This window comes from Methylobacterium sp. 10 (assembly GCF_000519085.1).
In the GTDB taxonomy this organism is placed as follows: Bacteria; Pseudomonadota; Alphaproteobacteria; order Rhizobiales; family Beijerinckiaceae; genus Methylobacterium.
Window position 1 is genome coordinate 3,419,744 of the sequence record NZ_KI912577.1, and the last position, 19,666, is coordinate 3,439,409.

Here is a 19,666-nt window from a genome sequence, read left to right on the forward strand (position 1 = left end):
CATGAACGACCTCTCTCCCCCGCTGCCGCTCGCCGGCGGCCGCGAGCCCATCCGCAACCTGTCGCGCCGCGGCTTTCTCGGCGCCGCCACCGGCGCCCTCGTGCTCGGCGTCCATCTCGGTCCCGACCCCGCCGCGGCCCAGGAGCGGGCCGAGGGCGCGGCCGCCATCGCGCCCAAGCCCGGAACCCGCGTCGCGGCGTTCCTGGAGATGAGGCCCGACGGCACGGTGCGGCTGCTCAGCCCCTTCGTCGAGGGAGGGCAGGGCATCAATACCGGCCTCGCCCAGACCATCGGCGAGGAATTCGACCTCGACCCCGCGCGTTTCGCCGTGGAATGCGCGCCACCCGGGCCCGACTACGCCGTGGTCAACGGCCTGCGCATGACCGGCGGAAGCTTCTCGACCCGCTCCAGCTACGCCGCCATGCGGCGACTCGGCGCCACGGCCCGCGAGATGATGCTGCGCGCCGCAGCCGCCAAGCTCGGTGTCGCGCAGGACCAGCTGACCAGCGATGACGGCCGGGTGATCCACGCCGCCTCCGGTCGCTCCCTCGGCTATGGCGAGCTCGCCGCCGCCGCCCTCGCGCTCCCGCCGCGGGACGACGTGCCGCTGAAGGACCCGAAGACGTTCCGCTGGATCGGCAAGCCCGTCGCGCGGCTCGACATGCATGAGAAGTCCACGGGCCGGGCCGTCTATGCCATCGACATCACGGTCGACGGCATGCTGCACGCGGCGGTGCTGCATGCGCCGCACCTCGGCACCGAGCCGCAGGCCGTCGCCAATGAGAGCGACATCCGCGCCATGCCGGGCATCCATTCGGTGCATCGGCTGCCGGGCGCCGTGGCGGTGATCGCGGACAGCTGGTGGCGTGCGCGCAAGGGCGCGGAAGCCCTGCAGGTGAGTTGGACGAACCCCGCAGCGGACGGGGTCGCCACGGTTTCCAAAACCTTCTCGTCGGCGGCGATGCTCGCGGCTCTCAAGGGATCGACGGAGCCCGGCATCCCGGCCGAGCAGGAGGGCGACGTCGCGGCCGCCTTCGCGGGTGCGGCCAAGATCGTGGAGGCGGAGTACGACGCGCCCTACCTCGCCCATGCGCAGCTCGAACCGCCCTCGGCAGTGGCCCGGTTCGAGGCGGACGGCACCCTCGACCTGTGGCTGCCCAACCAGATGCCGGAGCTGTTCCAGCAGGTCGCCGCCGGCGTCGCCGGGCTCCAGCCGATGCAGGTGCGCATCCACTCGCCGATGCTCGGCGGCTTCTTCGGGCGGCACTTCTCCTATGGTCCCGCCAACCCGTTTCCGCAGGCGATCCTGCTCGCCAAGGCGACCGGTCGGCCGGTGCGGGTGCTGTGGTCGCGCGAGGAGGAATTCGGCATGGACGCGGTGCGTCCCCTGAGCTTCGCCCGGTTCCGCGCCGCCCTCGGGAGCGACGGGATGCCGGTCGCCCTGCAGACCACGGCCGTGGGGGAGGGACCCATCGGGCGCTGGTTCGGCGCCCTGTTCAAGTCGCCGGTGGATTCCTCCGTGGTGGAGGGCCTCGACAAGAAGCCCTACGCGATCCCGAACCGCAGGCTCGACTACGTGAAGGTGCCCCATCCGGTGACGATCGCCTTCTGGCGCTCGGTCGGGCACTCGATGAACGACTTCTTCTACGAGAGCTTCCTCGACGAGATCGCTCAGGCCGGGGCGAAGGACCCGTTCGCCCTGCGCATGACGCTCCTGAAGGACAGCCCGCGGCATCGGACGCTGCTGCAGGCGGTGGCCGATCTCTCCGGAGGATGGAAGCGCGGGCCGTTCGAGGCGGCCGACGGCACCCGCCGCGCGCGCGGCGTTTCGATGGCCTCGCCCTTCGGCTCGGAGACGGCGACCATCGCGGAGGTCTCCCTGAAGGACGGCGAGGCGCGGGTGCACGACCTCTGGATCGCGATCGATCCGGGCAGCGTGGTCAACCCGGCCATCGTCAAGCGGCAGGTGGAGAGCGCGGCCGCCCTCGGCCTGTCCTCGACGCTGCTGGAGCAGGTCGTCTACGAGGGCGGGCAGCGGCAGGCACGGAACTTCGACACCTATCCGATCCTCGACCGGGAGCGCATGCCGCGGGTCCACGTCACCATCGTCGAGAGCGGGGCGCCCATGGGCGGCATCGGGGAACCGGGCCTGCCCGGAGTGCCCCCGGCCGTGGTCAACGCGGTCGCCGCCCTCACGGGCCGCCGGGTGCGCAGCCTTCCGCTCGCGAACACCCGGCTCTCCGACGCCTGATCCCGACGGTATCCCCGCGATGCCGCCATGGCCGGGCGCCCTCGGGATCGGACACGATCCGCCCCCACGCGGATACCTCCATCGGCCATCAGGACAGGACGTGCGATGCCCCGCGACGGAGAAACCCTGGCGTTGACGACACCGATCGTCGCGGACGGCACGGCGCAGGCTATCCCCCTGCGCAGGCCGCTGTTCGACGACCTGCCGGTGGGCCTCTTCGGCTCCGTGATGGGGCTGATGGGACTCGCCGTCGGGTGGCGGCTCGCGGGCGCACGCCATGGCTTCACCCCCCTCATCGCCGACATGATCGGCTGGACGGCGCTCGCCGCCTTCGTCGCGCTGGCGCTGGCCTACGGCGCGAAGGCGGTGACGGCCCGGCAGGCCGTGCTCTCCGAGTTCCGGCACCCGATCGCCGGCAACCTGTTCGGAACGGTGCCGATCAGCCTGCTGCTGCTGCCGTTCACGCTCCAGGGGCTCAGCCCCCGTCTCGCCGCCACGGCCTGGATCCTCGGCGCGGCCGGGATGCTGGTCTTCGCCTTTCTCATCGTGAGCCGGTGGATGGGCAGCCGGCACCAGCTCGCCCATGCGACGCCGGCCTGGATCGTGCCGGTCGTCGGGCTCCTCGACGTGCCCCTGGCCGCGCCCTCGCTGGGTCTGCCGCATATGCAGGCGGTGGTGATGTTCTCCCTCAGCGTCGGGCTGTTCTTCGCCGTCCCGCTCTTCACCCTGATCTTCGCCCGCCTCGTCTTCGAGGAGCCCCTCGCCCCGGCGCAACGGCCGACCCTGATGATCCTGGTGGCGCCCTTCGCCGTCGGCGTCTCCAGCTACGTCGCGACGTTCGGCCGGGTCGATGCGTTCGCGGAGGCCCTGTTCTTCGTCGCCCTCTTCGTCTTCGCCGTCCTGGCCGGACGCCTGCGCGACCTGCCGCGATGCTGCCCGTTCCGGGTCTCGTGGTGGGCCGTGAGCTTTCCCATGGCCGCGATGGCGGTGGCGGCCTTGCGCTATGCCGAGCATGCCGGGACCATGGCGGCCGATATCCTGGCCCTGCTCCTCCTCGGCCTCGCCACGGTGACCATCGCCGGTCTCGCGCTGCGCACGATCCTCGGCATCAGCCGGGGCGAGCTGCGTGAGCTCGCGAGCTGATCAGAATCGTCCAGAAGAAAAACCGATCCCTCCGATCAGAACTATGCGCTTATCGGATCGCTCGCCCCGCAGCATGCTGCCTGGGCTCGGGCGATCACGGCGCGCTCCACGGACGCTCCGCTTCGGACCACGGGCACCCCCTCAGCGCGTGACACCGACGAGACCAGCCATGTCCGCCTCAGCGATCGCCGCCGCCCATGTCGTCCCCCGAACCCCGACGGGGCTCGCCCCCGCGCGCCGCCTCGCGGGCCTCGTCAGGAAGCGGCGGGGCGCCGAGGCATGGGGCGCCTCTCCCCTCCTTCTCGGCGGCGCGATCCTGCTCTGGGGCGCGAACTGGCCGGTGATGAAACTGGGCCTGGGCCACGTCTCGCCGCTCTGGTTCTCGGCCTCGCGGTTTGCCACCGGTGCGATCTGCCTGTTCGCCTGGCAGGCCGCCCGTGGCGACATCCGCCTGCCCCGGCGCGGGGATCTGCCCGTCGTCGCCTCCATCGGCCTCCTGCAGATGATGCTGTTCACGGCGCTGGGCGCCCTGGCGATGACGCAGCTTCCCGCCGGCCGCTCGGCGATCCTGAGCTACACGACCCCGATCTGGGTCATCCCGGCGGCGCTCCTCGTCTTCGGCGAGCGCATCGAGCGGCGGCGCTGGATCGGAATAGTCCTCGCGGGCATCGGCGTCCTGGTCCTGCTCAATCCCTACGCCATCGACTGGCACGACAGGGACGTGGTCGGCGCCAACGCGATGCTGCTCGCGGCATCCGCCGCCTGGGCCGCGTGCCTCCTGCACCTGCGCTACGGGCGCGGACCGTCCTCGGCCATCCAGCTCGCGCCCTGGCAGATGCTGCTCGCCGCCTCCGTTCTGGCTCCGGTGGCGCTCGCGGTCGAGGGGCCGTTCAGCGGGGACGGCACGGGGGCGTTCTGGGCCTGCCTCGTCTTCGTCGGGCCCGTCGCCACCGCCTTCTGCTTCTGCGCCGTCAACGCCGCGAGCGCTCGGCTTTCGGCGAGCACGATGTCGACCACGATGCTGGCGGTGCCGGTGACCGGCCTCCTGACCTCCGTCGCAATCCTGCACGAGGCGCCCGGCCCCGACCTGATCCTCGGCTCCCTCGCGATCGTCCTCGGCGTCGCGGCGAGCGCCGTCCCGTCACGCAAATCCGGCTCCTGACGTTCCATTCACGAGGACCACCCTGATGAAAGCCGTCGGTTTCTACACGTCTCTGCCCATCGAGGACGACCAGGCCCTCCTCGACCTCGATCTCCCCACCCCGATCCCGGGCCCGAGCGATCTCCTCGTCCGGGTGAGGGCGGTCTCGGTCAATCCGGTCGATACCAAGGTCCGCGCCCGGGCCGTGCCCGCCGACGGACAGCCGCACGTTCTCGGCTACGATGCCGCCGGGATCGTCGAGGCGGTGGGCGCGGAGGCCGGCCTGTTCAAACCTGGCGACGCGGTGTTCTATGCCGGAGCCCTCGGCCGGCAGGGCACGAACGCCGAGTTCCATTGCGTCGACGAGCGGATCGTCGGCGCCAAGCCGGCCACGCTCTCCTTCGCCGAAGCCGCGGCCCTGCCGCTCACCGCGATCACCGCCTGGGAAACCCTGTTCGACCGGCTCGACGTGAGGACGCCCGTTCCGGGCGCCGGGAACGCCGTGCTGATCGTCGGCGGGGCGGGAGGCGTCGGATCCATCGCGACGCAGCTCGCCCGCCGGCTCACCGACCTCACCGTGGTCACCACCGCCTCCCGTCCCGAGACAGCCGCCTGGAGCCGCGACCTCGGCGCCCACCACGTGATCGACCATACCCGGCCGCTCGGCGCCGAGTTCGCCGCGCTCGGGCTCGGTGCGCCGGCCTTCGTGTTCTCGACGACCAACACCGACCAGCACGTGGCGGAGATCGCCGCGTTGATCGCCCCGCAGGGCCGCTTCGCCCTCATCGACGACCCGGCGGTCCTCGACGTGGTGCCGTTCAAGCGCAAGAGCGTGTCGACGCATTGGGAGTTCATGTTCACGCGCTCGATGTTCGAGACCGCCGACATGGCTGCGCAGGGCCATCTCCTCGGGGAGGTGTCGCGCCTCGTGGATTCCGGCACGCTGAAGACCACCTTCGCCGACAGCTTCGGCCCGATCTCGGCCGCCAACCTGAGGCGCGCCCATGCCCTGATCGAGAGCGGCCGGGCCAAGGGCAAGATCGTCCTGGAGGGCTGGGCATGACAGCCCGGGCTACGCCTCGCGGCGCTCGCCGCGAAGGCCGGGTCAGGCCGCGAGGGTGAGCGCGTCGTGACTGGCGAGGCTCTGGGTCAGGAAGGTGATCAGCGGGGCGACGAGGTCCGGCGCGCGGTCCTCCCCCAGAACGGTGACGTCGGTCATCGGCAGGGCCGGCCACAGGTCCGGCGCGCGCAGGATCTGCATGCCCTCCTGCATGAAGGAACGCCCCAGCAGCGTCACCCCGAGGCCGCCCGCCACGGCGGCCTGCACGCCCATGAGGCTGCTCGCCGTGCAGGCGGCGATCCAGTCCCGGCGCACGGAATCGAGGGCGGCGATCATCGACTCGCGGTAGGTGCATGGGGGCGACAGCATCACCAGGCGGGCCGGCTTGTCGAAGTCGAGCCGGTAGTCGACGGAGGCCAGCCAGACCAGCGGCTCGCGCCAGATCACGCGCCCCCTGGCCTGCGCGCCGCTGCGCTTGGCGATGACCGCGTCGAGCTGGTCCGCGTTGTAGGCCGCCAGAAGGTTGCAGCTGAGCCCCGTCATCAGGTCGATATGCACGTCCGGATAGAGGCGCCCGAACCGGGCGAGGAGCTTGGGCAGCTGGCCCGGAATGAAATCCTCGGCGACCCCGAGGCGCAGCGTGCCGCTGGCGGGCGGATCGCGCCAGGTACGCATCAGCCGATCGTTGAGTTCGAGCATCTGGCGCGCCGCCACGAGCAGCCGCTCGCCGTCGAGGGTCAGGCCGAGCGTGCGGCTCGTCCTGTCGAAGACGCGCCGTCCCAGGATCTCCTCGAGCCGGAGGACCTTCTGGCTCACGGCCGATTGCGAGCGGTGCACCACGTCGGCGGCGGCCGTGAAGCTGCCGGTCTCGGCCACGGCGACGAAGGCCCTCAGCAGGTCGAGTTCGAGATCGGGAGAGCGCATCGTTCCGTCGATGTCCTGTCTGGTTCGCGCCGGTCCCCTCGACATCCCGCCGTCCTGCGCCCGGGGGCGGCGGCGAGCGGCCTCGCGACGACAATGACCGCATTCCGGAGAAACGAACATCGTAGAGTTCCGATCGCATCCAGAAGCCGATCGAATGGAAGCGGCCGATCACGCAAAGCGGCCCCCGCGCCGGGGCCGATCAGGGCGGCATCGGCAATGGCGCATTCGTCCAAGCGGTGACGCGAATCGTCAAGCCGGCTCGGCGCCGAGCTTCCTAAGCTCGGACCAGCTCCCTACGGAATCGGACATCCTCCCATGCCCTTCGTCACCACCCAGGACGGCGTCGAGATCTACTTCAAGGATTGGGGTCCAAAGAGCGCCCAGCCGATCGTGTTCCACCACGGCTGGCCGCTCTCGTCGGACGACTGGGACACGCAGATGCTGTTCTTCCTGCATCACGGCTACCGGGTCGTGGCGCATGACCGGCGCGGCCATGGCCGCTCGGCCCAGGTCGATGCCGGCCACGACATGGATCACTACGCCGCCGACGCCTTCGCCGTGACGGAGGCGCTGGACCTGCGGAACGCCGTGCATATCGGTCATTCCACCGGCGGCGGCGAGGTCGCCCGCTACGTGGCGAGGCACGGAGAGCCGGCCGGCCGCGTGGCCAAGGCCGTGCTGGTCTCGGCGGTGCCGCCGCTGATGCTCAAGACGGAGGCCAATCCCGAAGGTCTGCCGATCGCGGTCTTCGACGGGTTCCGCGCGGCCACCGCCGCGAACCGCGCGCAGTTCTTCCTCGACGTGGCGAGCGGCCCCTTCTACGGCTTCAACCGCGACGGCGCGAACGTGCAGCAGGGCGTGATCCGGAATTGGTGGCGCCAGGGTATGATGGGCAGCACGAAGGCCCATTACGACGGCATCAAAGCGTTCTCCGAGACCGACCAGACCGACGACCTGAAAGCCATCACCGTGCCGACCCTGGTCCTGCATGGCGAGGACGACCAGATCGTGCCGATCGCGGATGCCGCGCTGAAATCGGTCACGCTCCTGGCCAACGGCACGCTCAAGACCTATCCGGGCTTTCCGCACGGGATGCTCACCACCCACCATGACGTCGTCAACCCCGACCTCCTCGCTTTCGTGAAGGGCTGAGCCGGGTCTTTCGCGACGGCGATCACGCCGTCGCGTCCCTCGCCGACCCGCCCGTCAGGGCCTGCTCCAGGGAGCGGATGATCGTCGCGCCGTCGCAGGGCTTGCCCAGGAAGTCGCTGGCGCCCGCCGCCAGGACGGTGTTGCGCAAGGCCTCGGTGGGGAACGCCGTCACGAAGATCACCGGCACCCGCGATCCCAGGGCGAGCAGGCCCCGGTGCATCTCCACGCCGGTCATGCCGGGCATCTGCACGTCGGTGATGACGCAATCGGGCGCGTCCACCGGACAGGTCTCCAGGAAATCCCGAGCCGAAGCGTAGATGCGGGCCGTGTAGCCGAGGGAGCGGACGAGGCTTCCGGTCGCCACGCGCACGTCCTCGTCGTCGTCGACGATCGCGATCACAGGCAGAGCTGCCATTCCATTGACCTAAGGGGTTCGCCGCCCGGTCCCTGTGACCGGCGCATCTTGGACCGGGAAGCGTTGGCCCAAGCCGAGATATGGTCCCACGCACCGTGGGTTGGAATCATACGGAGGTTTGCCGGCCTCCACCTTTCGGCGAAAGCCGGCGGATCGGTCACCGCGTCGGCGCGCCACCGGCATGGGAGATGCCGAGGGCCTCGGCGCTGCGAACCAGATCGGCCAGGGATCGCGCCCTCATCTTGCGCATGACGTGGCCCCGGTGGATCTTCACCGTGATCTCGCTGAGGCCGAGATTGCCGGCCACCTGCTTGTTCATCAGGCCGGCGGTGACCTGCGCCATCACCTCGCGCTCCCGCGCGGTGAGGGTCTCGTAATCGGCCCTGAGATCGTCGAGGGCCGCATGCGCGCTGCGCTGCTGCGCGTCGCGCGCCAGGGCGGTGCCGATGGCATCGAGGAGGTCCTGCTCGCGGAACGGCTTGGCGAGGAAATCGACCGCTCCGGCCTTCATCGCCTTCACCGTCATCGGAATATCGCCGTGCCCGGTCATCAGGATCATCGGCAGGTCGATCCCGAGGGCGCTGAGCTGGCTTTGGAACTCGAGGCCGCTCACGCCCGGCAGGCGGACGTCGACCACCAGGCATCCGGCGCCCAGGGGGCGCGGCGCGGCCAGGAACTCCGCCACCGACGCGAAGGCGGCAGAGGCGAGATCGATGGAGCGGAGCAGACCGGACAGAGCCTCCCGGATATCCGGATCGTCATCCACGACGAAGACGGTCTGCTTCGCGGCCGATGCGCGTGCCGGCCCCGCCGCGTTGCTTCGGATCATGCTGCCCTCTCGGCCGTCGTCGGTATGGTGAAGTGGAAGGCGGCGCCCGGATCATCATGGCCGGTGATCCAGAGGCGCCCGCCATGCGCCTCGATGATCGACCGGCAGATCGCCAGCCCCATGCCCATCCCGTCCGCCTTGGTGGTGAAGAACGGCTGGAAGACCCGCTCGACGGCCTCCGCCGCGATCCCCCCGCCGCTATCGACGACGGTGACGCGGACATGCTCCGCCCCGTCGGGCACGACGCGGACGGTGAGGAGGCGGGGCCGTTCGGTGACCGTCGCCATGGCCTGGATCGCATTCACCATCAGGTTGATGAGCACCTGCTGCAGCTGCACCCGGTCCCCGTGGACAAGGGTCACGTCGGACGCGACGTCGCGGATCAGGCGCACGCCGCCGCGGGCCATCTCGCGCTCCACCAGAAGCACGGATTCTCCGATCATCTCCCGCAGGTCGAGCCAGTCGCGCGGGGGCGGCGTCTTGGCGAGGAAGGTCCGGATCCGGGACACGATCTCGCCGGCCCGGGTGCCGCTCGCCACCACCCGGGTCACCGCGGCCGAGACCTCGCCGAGGTCCGGCGGGGTCCGCCTCAGCCAGCGCAGGGCCGCCTCGCCATTGGTGACGATGGCCGCGAGGGGCTGGTTCACCTCATGGGCGATGGAGGCGGTGAGTTCGCCGAGCGTCGTCACCCGCGCCGTATGGGCGAGCTCGGCCTGGACCGCCAGCAGCGCCTCCTGCGCCTGCTTGCGCTCGGTGATGTCGACGGCAAAGACCAGCACGCCCTCGAACCCGTCCGCATGGGACGGGAACGTGATGCCGAAGAGGATCGGCACCGACTCGCCCGAGAGCGAGCGGATCGCGGTCTCGCCCTCGAAGAAGGTCTCGCCCCGCGCCAGCGCCAGCAGCGACTCGATGAAGGTCGGCTCGTCCTCGAACAGGAACGCGTCGAGGGATTGCGGCGCCCAGGCGCCCGCATCGGCGCCGATCAGCCGCCGCAATTCGGCATTGGCGTCGACGATGGTGACGCTGCGGCGCAGGTCGCGGACGACCTCCGGATGGTCGTGGAGATGGGTGCGAAGGGTCGTGGCCGCCTCGCGCGGGACCGCGTCGAGGACCGCCTTCACCCCGCGCCAATCCTGCTGCAGGATCGCGACGCGGGCCGTGTCGAAGATGGTACGGTAGCGCCTCTCGCTCTCCGCCAGGGCGGCATGGGCGCGCTTGCGCTCGGTGATGTCGGTGTTCGTCTCGAGGACCGCGAGGGGCTGGCCGCCGGCGTCGCGCTGGAGCGACCAGCGGCTCTCGACGACGACCCTGGCGCCCGACCGCACCGTCTGGACCAGTTCGCCCTCCCACCGCCCGTTCCGCATCAGCGCGGCCCGGATCGCCGCCTCGCCGTCGGGGAAGACCGTGCGGAGGAGGACGTGCACGTTGCGCCCCCGGACCTCGTCCCGGCGCCAACCGTAGAGATCCTCCGCGGCGCGGTTCCAGAATGTCACCGTGTCGGTGGGCGTACGGACGAAGATCGGATCGTGGGTGAGTTCGAGCAGTTCGGCCTGCTCCGCGAGGATGCGGGCCGCGGATTGATTGCGCAGCACCAGGAGCGCGCTGATCGCGATGGCGGCGAGGCTGACCAGGGCGCGCAGCAGCGCCGAATCGCTGTCGAAGAAACGGTGCGAGAGGAAATAGGCCACGGCGGTGAGGAGCAGGCAGCCGGCAGCGGTCAGGATCACCCCGTTCCGCCGGAACGCCCGCGCGGCGATGAGCACCACGACCACGTAGAGGACGGCCACCGCCCCTTCGAGGGGCGTGAACGCGTCCACGAGGAAGATCGCCAGGGCGAAGCCGAGGGCGAGAACGCCCAGGAAACGGCCCGTCCGGCGGGTGTCCGGGGCGAACCCGGAACGGAGAGGCGAGGGGGCGGCTACGACAGGCGCGTCCATCGCCCCTCCCTGGCCTCGACGCGGCGCCGGGGCGTCCCGTCGTCCGGCCGGTCGGCACACGGTACCGTGACGGAGAACCGGGAGCCGACGCCCTCCACCGACCGGACCGTGATCCTGTGATCCAGGGCCTGCGCGGTCTGGCGCACGATCGCCAGGCCGAGGCCAGGCTGAGTGTGCTTCCGTCCCGCCGAGCCCGGTGCATGAACGGCCTGACGCATCGCCATCTCCCCATTTCCGGTGGCCTGGACGGCGGATGAAGGCCTCGGCCGTTCGAGCGAACCATGAAGCGTGGCCGGGTGCCTGTGAACTATACCGTCGTTTATTGGCGTGGGCGCGCGGCGTTCGCGCGGATGATAACGGGACTACGGCCCTGGCGCATGCCGGCCCCTCATGCCCTGCACCGCCGATCCGGCCGCCATCAAGTCATCATAGGTCCGACCGCTCGTCTTGCACGGACGATCCATGATTTGAACGATCCGCGTTAAGGAGGGTGAAGCGTCAGCGAGCCGACGCTTCACCCTCCTTAGCTCTCTGGTGTGTCGCAGGTTTTTATCGCAGAACCGGGGGCCACTTCTGCGAAACCTGCTTCGCCGGAAGACCATCGCTCTTCTCAAGCGCGTCACCCCGGTCGATCGAGCGGCGGCCGGGAATTGGCGCCGGACCGTGCAAAACAACGCGTGATCGGACAAGCCAGGAGGCATCCTGTCCTTGCAGTGACAGTGGTGATTGCGGGACGGGACGCCATCCGGGGCAGGGGTGGCACTGTCGCATTCCACGACAGGGAGTGATTCGAGATGACCGACACCATCCTCCCGGCGGAGTCCGACGGCGACGACCGGGCGGCGCAGACCTTTCCCCGCCTCGGCGCGGAGATGGGGGACCGGGTCGCCGGCTACGGCAGGGAGGAGACCCTGCCGGCGGGCACGCTCATCTTCGCCAGAGGCCAGCGGCGGGTGGATTTCTTCCTCGTCCTCGCCGGCCGGATCGAGATGTTCGAGACCGACCACGAGGGGGCCGCAAGGGTCATCGTCGTCCACACCGAGGGTCAGTTCACGGGCGAGCTCGACCTGTTCAACGACCGTGAGATCCTGGTCTCCGGCCGTACCGTGGTGGAGACGCGGGTGGCGCGGATCGATCGCCTCGCCTTCCGCCGCCTGGTCACCGCCGAACCGGATATCGGCGAGATCATCATGCGGGCCTTCATCCTGCGCCGGGTCGGCCTGATCCGCCACGGGCGGGGCGGCGTCGTCCTGATCGGCCCCGGCCATCAGCGGGAGACCCTCCGCCTGGAGCGCTTCCTCGTCCGGAACGCCTACCCGCACCGCATCCTCGATACCGCGAGCGACCCCGCGTCCCGCAACGCCCTCGAGGGATTCGGCCTGACCGAAGACGACCTGCCGGTGGTGATCGCGCCGGGCGCGGCGGTGATGCGCGCTCCGACCAACGCGGCGCTGGCGGACGCCCTCGGGCTGACGGAAGCGATCGACCCCGGCCGCGTCTACGACGTCGCGGTGATCGGCGCCGGACCGGCGGGCCTGGCGGCGGCCGTCTATGCCGCCTCGGAGGGGCTCGACACCATCGTCATCGAAGGGCTCGCGCCCGGCGGCCAGGCCGGCACCTCGTCGAAGATCGAGAACTATCTCGGCTTTCCCACCGGGATCTCAGGCCAGGCCCTGGCCGGCCGCGCCCAGGTCCAGGCCCAGAAGTTCGGGGCGCGGCTCGCGATCTCCCGCATGGCGACGGGACTCGATTGCGGCGGGTCGCCCTTCCGCGTGATCCTCGAGGACGGCACCGCCGTTCCGGCGCGCGCCATCATCGCCGCCACCGGCGCCCGCTATCGCCGGCTCGACCTGCCGCGCTACGCGCATTTCGAGGGTCAGGGCATCCATTACGCCGCCACCGCCATGGAAGCGCAGCTCTGCGCCGGCGAGGGAGTGATCGTGGTGGGGGGCGGCAACTCGGCCGGTCAGGCCGCGATGTTCCTGTCCCGCACGGTGGCGCATGTCCACCTTCTCGTGCGGGCCACCGGCCTCGCCGCGACGATGTCCGACTACCTCGTGCAGCGGATCGCGTCGTCGCCGCGCATCACCCTGCATACGCAGACCGAGATCACCGCGCTCGTCGGCGACGACACCCTGACATCGGTGACCTGGATCGACCGGGCGAGCGGGGTCAGCGAAACGAAGGCGATCGGCAACGTCTTCGTCATGATCGGAGCGGTGCCGAACACCGGATGGCTCGCCGACTGCCTCGGCCTCGATGCGAAGGGGTTCGTTCCCACCGGCCTGCGGAGCGACGGCATGCCGGCTCCGTCTCCCTACGCCACGGTGGTCCCGGGTCTCTATGCCGTCGGCGATGTCCGCGCGGGCTCGGTGAAGCGGGTCGCCTCCGGAGTGGGGGAGGGATCGGTGGTGGTCCAGGCCGTCCACGGCTTCCTGCATCCGGAACCGTGAGCCCCGCATCCCGTCGCCGCCGGCCCAAACGCAGGACGCTTACTGAGGGTGCCGATCCATGCGCCGATGGGCGTAGCGGCGATCGACCTTTGCGACGATGGGCGCCGACGCCATCCAGGAGGACACGATCCGCCCCGCCCGAGGCGTGGAGGATTGCGCGAAGGGCATCGTCGACACCAGCGCCAGAATGGCCGCGAGACAGGGTCTGATGAGGAGGTTCATGGCCGCTCTCCCGGATACGTCGACCGCACCGGCGCGGTGGGTCGAAGGGTCGGAGGGCCTCACGAAACTCCCGGTCACGGTCGGTTCTCGCTCGGAGCACGACGACGCAGCGGAAGCTTCGTGAGAGACGCTCAGTCGGCGGGACCGCCCGAGGTGGTGCCGAAGTTCGGAACCGCGTGGTTGGTCTCGTCGGCGTTGCCGCCCTTGGCCGAACTGTCGATGGTCCGGGATGCCTGCGGCTCTCCGAAGGATCGCGGGGTGCTCTCCAGGTCGACCCGCTCGACGACGGTGTGGGACGGGCGATGCTCGGGCATCGCCAGGGCCGGGGCCATCAGGCCAAGCTGAAGAAGAGCGATGGAAGCGAGATGCTTGATCATGGTGCGTCTCCTGATATCGGACTGGTTTCAAGTACAGAACCGAGCCGCTCGAAATCTCTGCTGCAGCCCTGAGTTCATATCCAGATCTTATTCCGTTGGAGGATCCTGAATATTATACGGCGGATCACCGGATCGATGCTTTGGTTATCCCTCCTCATACGAAGGTTTCGGCCCGCGCCTTCTCTCAGCGCTGGCGGGTCGCGGCGATGCCGAGTTGGTCCGCCATGCGGACGAGGTCGGCGAGGGATCGCGCCTGCATCTTCTCCATGACGCGCCGCTTGTGGACCTTGGCGGTGATCTCCGTGATGCCGAGATCGGCGGCGATCTGCTTGTTCATCAGCCCTCCGATGGCGCAGCGCAGCACGTCGCGCTCCCGGGGCGTCAGGGTGGCGAGCTTGGCCGACAGGTCGTGCCGGGCGCGACGGTCGGCGAGCGCGACGGCATCGGCCGCCAGCGCCTTGCGGATGGCCGCGAGCAGAACGTCGGCGATGAAGGGCTTGGTCAGGAACTCGACGGCGCCCCCCCGCATGGCGCGGACGGACATGGGGATCGTGCCGTAGCCGGTCAGGAAGATGATCGGCACCGTGTTGCCGTTTGCGCGCAACGTGTCCTGGACGGCCAGTCCGCTCTGTTCGGCGAGGCGCACGTCGAGAAGGACGCATTCGGGGGATTGGCGCAGGAGGGACTGCGCCAGCCCGCCGGGATCTCCGTGCCCGACCGCCGCCAATCCCTCGGACAGGCAGAGGCGGACCAGCGCTTCGCGCAGCACCGGATCATCGTCGACGATGTGAACGGTCGCCTCGGGCATGGTTCTCGCGAACTTCTCGGCGTGCACCTCGCCGATGCGAATACCTTCACCTGATACACGATTTGGATCGCATGGCGATTGCAAGCTTGACGATTGCCTCGTCTCATCAAAAACTTCTGGGTCTTCCGACGGCCCATGCCCGGCGAACCGCCCGGGGCGAGGCGGGGACTCGGCTCGGCCACCGCGAAAAAACCTGCCGCATTCGCTCGTCTGGTCTCCGATACACCTGTATAATTGCCGTCTTCGCGCACGGCTTGCACGGTATCGGCATGGATCTTCACCGGCACGGCGCGCACAAGTTCCCGAAGGCCGGTCTCCTCGCCTCGTCGGCGGGGCGGCAATGGAGGGGCGTCGCCGCGGAAGTACGGTCCCACCCGGCAGGCGACCTGCCCGCCATCGTCCCGGCCCAGATGGAGATCACCCTGGCGATCCGGCGCAGCCCGGATGCGTATGTCAGCCGCAAGGGAGCCGGGATCCGGCAGCGGACGCCGGTGGAGGAGGGGACGATCTGGCTCTGTCCCGTCGGGGTCGGCGAGGACGACATCAACATCTCCGCGCCACTCGACGAGATCCTCCACATCTACCTGCCGACCGAGCGCTTCGAGACTCTCGCGGAGTTGTACGGCGATACGCGCATCCGTGCCGATACGGTGCGCTATCTCGCCGGCCTCGAGGATCCGTTGCTCGCCCAGATCGGGTTCTCGATCCATCAGGAACTGGTCCGGGAAAGCTCGGCGGGACGCATGATGGTCGAGGCCGCGGCCCTCGCCCTGACGGCGCGGGTCGCGCAGGCCTACGGCCACGACCGACCGGACACGCGCGTGCGCCCCGCCACGGATGCCCCTTGCCCCGACCGGATCGACCGCGCCGTCGCGTTCATCCGCGACAATCTCGAACGGGACCTGTCCGTGGCCGAGATCGCCGCCGTGGCGTGCCTCAGCCCCTTCCACTTCAGCCGCATGTTCAAGCGCGTCACGGGCAGGACGCCCTATGCTTTCGTCAGCGAGGAACGACTGTCTCGCGCACGACGGTTGCTGAACGACCGCAAGATCCCCCTGATCGACGTCGCCTTGTCGTCCGGTTTTTCGAGCCAGGGCGCGTTCAACACGGCGTTCAAGCGCGTCATCGGCAAGACGCCGGGAGAGTACAGGCAGCATGTCTCATGAGTGCTGATCCCGTGAACAGCAGGATATGGACACGCCACCGCAGCCTCGCGAAATACGGGCCCTAGCTTGGCCGTTTAGCATCTCCCCATCGTACAATGGGGAGACAGACATGCTCCGAACGCTTGTCCACGAAGGGGATGCGCCGATTGCCGTGCCGCCGGCGCCGGCCTCTCTCCACCCCACCCCGACGCACGACGTCCGGTTCGGCGGCCCCATCCATGACCCCGTCCGCCAGGCGAGAATCCGGCCCGACGATTGGTCGGACGGCGCCATCGTCCTTGGCTGGCGGGACGGCATGGCCGGCAGCCTCCGGGTCGACCGGCTCGATGCGCTCATCATCCAGGTCCGACTCGGCGAGACGGAAGGGCGATTCCCGCGCCGGGAGAGTGCCGAGGGCGGAGGCCGGGACGGTGGCCAGGCCCCGATGCTCCTGCGCGCGGGGGAGGCGATCCTCCATGATCTGCGCCAGACCTGCGTGCTGCGGACACAGAAGCGAACCCTCCAGATCGGGCTCGACAATCGACTTCTGAAGCAGGTGGCCGAGGATCTGAGCATCATCGACGCCGATCCCCTCGATGAACTCGTACCGATCTTCGGCGAGATCCTGGCGGACCCCGCCTTGCACAACCTCGCCGTCAGTGTCGGGGAAACGCTGGATCGGCAGGATCGCTGGGCCGATGTCATCCGCCGCCAATTGACCCGCGCCGTCGCGGCTCATCTGCTCGGGACCTACACGCCGCTCCAGCCCGCGCCCGAGACGGTTCGCGGCGGATTGGCTCCCTGGCAGCTCCGTCGCGCCCAGGACCACATCCGCGCCGATCTCGCCCGGGCGATCCACCTCCGGGCGGTCTCGGAAGCCTGCGGCCTTTCCATAAGCCACTTCGCGCGCGCCTTTCGCCAATCCACCGGCGTCGCCCCTCATTCTTGGCTGACGCGGGAGCGCATCGCCCAGGCCAAGACCATGATGCGGAGGGGAGATCGGACGCTCGCCGACATCGCGCTCGCCTGCGGCTTCGCCGATCAAAGCCACTTCACCCGCGCCTTCGCCAAGGATCAGGGCACGACCCCGGGACGCTGGCGGCGTCGGGTGGAACCGGACTCGCAGTACGCGTAGCGCGATCGTGGCCGGGTGGCTCGCTCGTGGGTGGTCAGCGGCGGTGGCCGGGCTGAGATGACCGACCCGGCCCTCTGATGACCGGTGTGACGATGAACCTCCGAGGACGTATCGGGGTTCGGGTGGTTGAATGCTGACGTTTGGCGCCAATCGAGGCAGGCAGCATCCAATCGGTTGCGGTCCTTGCCGAAGACCTGTGTCGGATGCTCCTCGATCACCACATGGTTTGCTTGGCCTTTTCAGCCCACGTCGAATCGTAGACCTCGCCTCCAACTCGACCATTACTAAGGTCGGCTAGAATCTGCCCGGGAGACGGAAGCGTCTTTGGGTCTACGTGATTGGTTTGCTGCCACAAGCCTGATCGGATGAGGGCGCGAGCACACTGGAAGTAGACTTCCCTCACGGTGATGACCATCACGGTGCGGGGCGCTTTGCCATCGACGGCAAACGACGCGCACAACGTTCGATCATCGTCGATGACCGCCTGGCCATTGACCCGAAGGGCATTGCCAATGCCGGGGATCAGAAACATCAGGCCGACCCTTGGATCACGCACGACGTTGCGGAGGCTGTCGATCCGATTGTTCCCCCGGCGATCGGGCAAGAGGAGCGTGCGGGGATCGGCGACGCGGACGAAGCCTGGACGATCCCCACGGGGAGAGCAGTCCAGGCCTTCGGGACCAGCAGTGGCAAGGGTCGCGAAGGGCGCAGCCTCGATGAAGCGTCGATAATGCGGGGTGATGTGGTCTGCGACCTTGACGGTGGACGCTGCAGCGACGGCGCCCCACTCGCCGTAGATGCGCTCAAGTCCCGCCACCGTTTCTACCACTGCCATCGTTCGTACACCTCTTGCCGGATGGATGGGCTTTACCCCTTGCACGAAGCGGGGCGGCTGAAACAAAACGACAGCATTCCGCCGGCGACTCGGCCCTTGGGCCTACGGCCTCGATAGAATGCGAGCCGGGAGCCTGGGTCGGACCTCAGGCCGCCCGCTTGCGCAGATGCGCGATCAGTTCGGCCGCCGCGATGCCAGGGTCGGCATCGTTCCGGATCGTGCACTCGGCCTCGATCGGTACGACGCGGTCCAGGCGGGCGCGCAAATCCCCATCCTCCGGCCGGCCCCGCGCAGCGAGGCGGCGGGCGAGGATATCGGGCGAGGCCGTGATGGATACGACACTGACGCACGGATGGGCGCGGCGGGCCGCCTGGACGATGCGGCGCGAGACGTTGCAGACCACCACGCGCCCGGCTCGCGCGTGATCCAGGGTCTCGCCGGGGATCGCGTAGCCGAGGCCGTGCGCACGCCAATGCAGGGCGAAGGCACCGGAGGCCGCTCCGTCGGCGAACGCATCCTCCGAGATCGCGATATTGTCCTCGTGCGCCGAGGGCGCGCGGGTCACGAGGCGGCGCGGGAAGACGAAGCGGGACTCGTGGGCGAGGGCTTCCCGTGCCAGCCGCAGCAGGGTGTCCTTTCCGGCCCCGCTCGGGCCCACGACGAGAACGAAGCCGCCGGGCATCACACCACCCGCGTGCCGGCGCGCCAGACCTGGCGCACCACCGGCACGCCCCGGGCGAGACGGACCCGGACGAGGTCCGCGCGGAGATCCGGCTCCAGACGGCCGCGATCGGTCAGCCCGGTGGCGTGAGCGGGATTGGCCGTCACCGTGGCGATGGCGTCCGGCAGGGAAATGCCGGGCACGCGCTCGGGCAATCCGAACGCCGCCATCAGCAGGCTCGCCGGCACGTAGTCCGAGGACAGGATGCTGAGATAGCCGGCCTCCGCCAGGGTCTGGGCCGCGACGTTGCCCGAATGGGAACCGCCCCGAATGAGGTTCGGCGCCCCCATCATCACGGTGATGCCGGCCGCATGCGAGGCTTCCGCCGCCTCGAGGGTGGTGGGGAACTCGGCGATCGCCACCGATTCATCGCGGGAGAGGCTCACGTCGGCCAACGTGGTGTCGTCGTGGCTGGCGAGCGGAATGCCGAGCTCCCGCGCCAGGGCGACGAGGGCCGGGCGGTTGACGGCATTGAGGGCGTGGCCGTCGCGCATCTTGCGTTCGGTGCTGAGCTTGATCTCCTCGAGGGAGCGGCCGCCGCGCCCGGCATAGACGTAGTATTTGGCCACATCCCGGAACTGGCGCTGGCCCGGCGTATGGTCCATCAGCGACAGGAGGCCGATGGCGTAGCGCCCGGCGAAGGCGCGCACGGTCTCGACCACGTCGGTGGAGGGGATCTCGCAGCGCAGATGCGTGCGGTGCTCGGCCCGGAACAGGTCCGCCCCTCGCGCCTCCGCCAGGGCGGCCGCCAGGAGCTCGAGCTCGGTGCCGAGGCCGCTGCCATCCGGGTCGGTGCCGGCGCGCAGCGAATCGAACACCGTGGTGATGCCGGATGCCGCGATCTGGGCGTCGTAGGCGAGCACCGCCCCGAGGGGGTGCCAGCGCACGCCGGGGCGCGGGGCGTAGTGGCTCTCCAGGTGGTCGGTGTGGAGCTCGACGAGGCCCGGGATGATCGTGTCGCCGGCGCAGTCGAGGCCGCGCTCCGGGGCGCGTCCCGTGCCGATCTCGGCGATGCGCCCGTCGACCATGGCGAGCCAGCCGGTCTCGACCCGGTCGGGCAGGACGAGGCGCGCGTTTTCGAGGATCTCGACCCGATCCGTCATGCTTGCGTACTC

19 protein-coding genes are annotated in these 19,666 nt (G+C 69.6%); 8 read left to right on the forward strand and 11 right to left on the reverse strand.

What is annotated here, in order from left to right; genetic code table 11:
- Position 1 precedes the first annotated feature (1 nt).
- The 4 genes from K368_RS0115980 to K368_RS0115995 all read left to right on the forward strand — a co-directional run bounded on the left by K368_RS0115980 (position 2) and on the right by K368_RS0115995 (position 5,598).
- The gene (locus K368_RS0115980) at positions 2–2,251 is read left to right on the forward strand and encodes a xanthine dehydrogenase family protein molybdopterin-binding subunit (RefSeq protein WP_027173204.1); all 2,250 of its coding nucleotides are present in this window, start codon (positions 2–4) and stop codon (positions 2,249–2,251) included.
- Between the two features lie 105 nt (positions 2,252–2,356).
- Entirely contained in the window at positions 2,357–3,394 is a 1,038-nt protein-coding gene (locus K368_RS0115985; RefSeq protein WP_051439895.1) for an SLAC1 anion channel family protein, read from the forward strand.
- A 169-nt stretch (positions 3,395–3,563) separates the two neighbouring features.
- Entirely contained in the window at positions 3,564–4,556 is a 993-nt protein-coding gene (locus K368_RS0115990; protein ID WP_027173206.1) for a DMT family transporter, read from the forward strand.
- A gap of 25 nt (positions 4,557–4,581) precedes the next feature.
- Positions 4,582–5,598 carry a zinc-binding alcohol dehydrogenase family protein gene (locus tag K368_RS0115995; protein ID WP_027173207.1) on the forward strand — a complete coding sequence of 339 codons (1,017 nt, stop codon included), beginning with the start codon at positions 4,582–4,584 and terminating at the stop codon, positions 5,596–5,598.
- A 42-nt stretch (positions 5,599–5,640) separates the two neighbouring features.
- Here K368_RS0115995 and K368_RS0116000 read toward each other — a convergent pair whose 3' ends face one another.
- Positions 5,641–6,519: a LysR substrate-binding domain-containing protein gene (locus K368_RS0116000; protein ID WP_027173208.1), complete on the reverse strand. Its 879-nt coding sequence runs from the start codon at positions 6,517–6,519 to the stop codon at positions 5,641–5,643.
- Positions 6,520–6,834: 315 nt separating this feature from the next.
- Between K368_RS0116000 and K368_RS0116005 the strand changes: the two genes are divergently transcribed.
- Entirely contained in the window at positions 6,835–7,671 is an 837-nt protein-coding gene (locus K368_RS0116005) for an alpha/beta hydrolase (protein ID WP_027173209.1), read from the forward strand.
- A 22-nt stretch (positions 7,672–7,693) separates the two neighbouring features.
- Here K368_RS0116005 and K368_RS0116010 read toward each other — a convergent pair whose 3' ends face one another.
- The 4 genes from K368_RS0116010 to K368_RS0116025 all read right to left on the reverse strand — a co-directional run bounded on the left by K368_RS0116010 (position 7,694) and on the right by K368_RS0116025 (position 11,073).
- Positions 7,694–8,086: a response regulator gene (locus tag K368_RS0116010; RefSeq protein ID WP_036266392.1), complete on the reverse strand. Its 393-nt coding sequence runs from the start codon at positions 8,084–8,086 to the stop codon at positions 7,694–7,696.
- A 157-nt stretch (positions 8,087–8,243) separates the two neighbouring features.
- Positions 8,244–8,915, reverse strand: a complete 672-nt coding sequence (locus K368_RS0116015) for a response regulator transcription factor (RefSeq protein ID WP_027173211.1) — start codon at positions 8,913–8,915, stop codon at positions 8,244–8,246.
- Positions 8,912–10,855, reverse strand: coding sequence for an ATP-binding protein (locus K368_RS24800; protein WP_036266393.1), 1,944 nt, complete (start codon positions 10,853–10,855; stop codon positions 8,912–8,914). Before K368_RS24800 ends, K368_RS0116015 begins: the two co-directional genes overlap by 4 nt.
- Positions 10,837–11,073, reverse strand: coding sequence for an ATP-binding protein (locus tag K368_RS0116025; protein WP_155935181.1), 237 nt, complete (start codon positions 11,071–11,073; stop codon positions 10,837–10,839). The genes K368_RS24800 and K368_RS0116025 overlap by 19 nt, the downstream gene beginning before the upstream one ends.
- A gap of 576 nt (positions 11,074–11,649) precedes the next feature.
- On the opposite strand from K368_RS0116025, the gene K368_RS0116030 reads away from it, so the two are divergent.
- Positions 11,650–13,308, forward strand: a complete 1,659-nt coding sequence (locus K368_RS0116030) for an FAD-dependent oxidoreductase (RefSeq protein WP_027173213.1) — start codon at positions 11,650–11,652, stop codon at positions 13,306–13,308.
- Between the two features lie 39 nt (positions 13,309–13,347).
- Here the strand turns inward: K368_RS0116030 and K368_RS26755 are convergent, their stop codons facing one another.
- The 3 genes from K368_RS26755 to K368_RS0116045 form a co-directional block, all read right to left on the reverse strand.
- Positions 13,348–13,530, reverse strand: a complete 183-nt coding sequence (locus tag K368_RS26755) for a hypothetical protein (protein ID WP_155935183.1) — start codon at positions 13,528–13,530, stop codon at positions 13,348–13,350.
- A gap of 131 nt (positions 13,531–13,661) precedes the next feature.
- Positions 13,662–13,907 (reverse strand): hypothetical protein, encoded by a 246-nt coding sequence (locus tag K368_RS0116040; RefSeq protein WP_027173215.1) that lies wholly within the window; start codon positions 13,905–13,907, stop codon positions 13,662–13,664.
- A gap of 184 nt (positions 13,908–14,091) precedes the next feature.
- Positions 14,092–14,715, reverse strand: coding sequence for a response regulator (locus tag K368_RS0116045; RefSeq protein WP_027173216.1), 624 nt, complete (start codon positions 14,713–14,715; stop codon positions 14,092–14,094).
- A gap of 269 nt (positions 14,716–14,984) precedes the next feature.
- Here K368_RS0116045 and K368_RS0116050 point away from each other — a divergent pair, with 269 nt between their 5' ends.
- The gene (locus K368_RS0116050) at positions 14,985–15,881 is read left to right on the forward strand and encodes an AraC family transcriptional regulator (protein ID WP_036267061.1); all 897 of its coding nucleotides are present in this window, start codon (positions 14,985–14,987) and stop codon (positions 15,879–15,881) included.
- A gap of 109 nt (positions 15,882–15,990) precedes the next feature.
- The gene (locus tag K368_RS25630; RefSeq protein WP_051439896.1) at positions 15,991–16,995 is read left to right on the forward strand and encodes an AraC family transcriptional regulator; all 1,005 of its coding nucleotides are present in this window, start codon (positions 15,991–15,993) and stop codon (positions 16,993–16,995) included.
- A 214-nt stretch (positions 16,996–17,209) separates the two neighbouring features.
- Here the strand turns inward: K368_RS25630 and K368_RS0116060 are convergent, their stop codons facing one another.
- The 3 genes from K368_RS0116060 to K368_RS0116070 form a co-directional block, all read right to left on the reverse strand.
- Entirely contained in the window at positions 17,210–17,830 is a 621-nt protein-coding gene (locus tag K368_RS0116060) for a pyridoxamine 5'-phosphate oxidase family protein (RefSeq protein WP_027173218.1), read from the reverse strand.
- Between the two features lie 145 nt (positions 17,831–17,975).
- Positions 17,976–18,512 carry a phosphonate metabolism protein/1,5-bisphosphokinase (PRPP-forming) PhnN gene (gene phnN, locus K368_RS0116065; RefSeq protein WP_027173219.1) on the reverse strand — a complete coding sequence of 179 codons (537 nt, stop codon included), beginning with the start codon at positions 18,510–18,512 and terminating at the stop codon, positions 17,976–17,978.
- Positions 18,512–19,654 (reverse strand): alpha-D-ribose 1-methylphosphonate 5-triphosphate diphosphatase, encoded by a 1,143-nt coding sequence (locus tag K368_RS0116070; protein WP_027173220.1) that lies wholly within the window; start codon positions 19,652–19,654, stop codon positions 18,512–18,514. Before K368_RS0116070 ends, phnN begins: the two co-directional genes overlap by 1 nt.
- Positions 19,655–19,666: the final 12 nt, after the last annotated feature.

Excerpts from the sequence above, each read along its gene's own strand:
- K368_RS0116060 (WP_027173218.1), bottom strand. The coding sequence starts at position 17,830 with ATGGCAGTGGTAGAAACGGTGGCGGGACTTGAGCGCATCTACGGCGAG.
- K368_RS0115995 (WP_027173207.1), top strand. The coding sequence starts at position 4,582 with ATGAAAGCCGTCGGTTTCTACACGTCTCTGCCCATCGAGGACGACCAG.
- K368_RS0116040 (WP_027173215.1), bottom strand. The coding sequence starts at position 13,907 with ATGATCAAGCATCTCGCTTCCATCGCTCTTCTTCAGCTTGGCCTGATG.
- K368_RS0116030 (WP_027173213.1), top strand. The coding sequence starts at position 11,650 with ATGACCGACACCATCCTCCCGGCGGAGTCCGACGGCGACGACCGGGCG.
- K368_RS25630 (WP_051439896.1), top strand. The coding sequence starts at position 15,991 with ATGCTCCGAACGCTTGTCCACGAAGGGGATGCGCCGATTGCCGTGCCG.
- K368_RS0115985 (WP_051439895.1), top strand. The coding sequence starts at position 2,357 with ATGCCCCGCGACGGAGAAACCCTGGCGTTGACGACACCGATCGTCGCG.
- K368_RS0115980 (WP_027173204.1), top strand. The coding sequence starts at position 2 with ATGAACGACCTCTCTCCCCCGCTGCCGCTCGCCGGCGGCCGCGAGCCC.
- phnN (WP_027173219.1), bottom strand. The coding sequence starts at position 18,512 with ATGCCCGGCGGCTTCGTTCTCGTCGTGGGCCCGAGCGGGGCCGGAAAG.
- K368_RS0116070 (WP_027173220.1), bottom strand. The coding sequence starts at position 19,654 with ATGACGGATCGGGTCGAGATCCTCGAAAACGCGCGCCTCGTCCTGCCC.
- K368_RS0116015 (WP_027173211.1), bottom strand. The coding sequence starts at position 8,915 with ATGATCCGAAGCAACGCGGCGGGGCCGGCACGCGCATCGGCCGCGAAG.
- K368_RS0116005 (WP_027173209.1), top strand. The coding sequence starts at position 6,835 with ATGCCCTTCGTCACCACCCAGGACGGCGTCGAGATCTACTTCAAGGAT.
- K368_RS0116010 (WP_036266392.1), bottom strand. The coding sequence starts at position 8,086 with ATGGCAGCTCTGCCTGTGATCGCGATCGTCGACGACGACGAGGACGTG.
- K368_RS0116050 (WP_036267061.1), top strand. The coding sequence starts at position 14,985 with ATGGATCTTCACCGGCACGGCGCGCACAAGTTCCCGAAGGCCGGTCTC.
- K368_RS0116045 (WP_027173216.1), bottom strand. The coding sequence starts at position 14,715 with ATGCCCGAGGCGACCGTTCACATCGTCGACGATGATCCGGTGCTGCGC.
- K368_RS26755 (WP_155935183.1), bottom strand. The coding sequence starts at position 13,530 with ATGAACCTCCTCATCAGACCCTGTCTCGCGGCCATTCTGGCGCTGGTG.
- K368_RS24800 (WP_036266393.1), bottom strand. The coding sequence starts at position 10,855 with ATGGACGCGCCTGTCGTAGCCGCCCCCTCGCCTCTCCGTTCCGGGTTC.
- K368_RS0116025 (WP_155935181.1), bottom strand. The coding sequence starts at position 11,073 with ATGCGTCAGGCCGTTCATGCACCGGGCTCGGCGGGACGGAAGCACACT.
- K368_RS0116000 (WP_027173208.1), bottom strand. The coding sequence starts at position 6,519 with ATGCGCTCTCCCGATCTCGAACTCGACCTGCTGAGGGCCTTCGTCGCC.
- K368_RS0115990 (WP_027173206.1), top strand. The coding sequence starts at position 3,564 with ATGTCCGCCTCAGCGATCGCCGCCGCCCATGTCGTCCCCCGAACCCCG.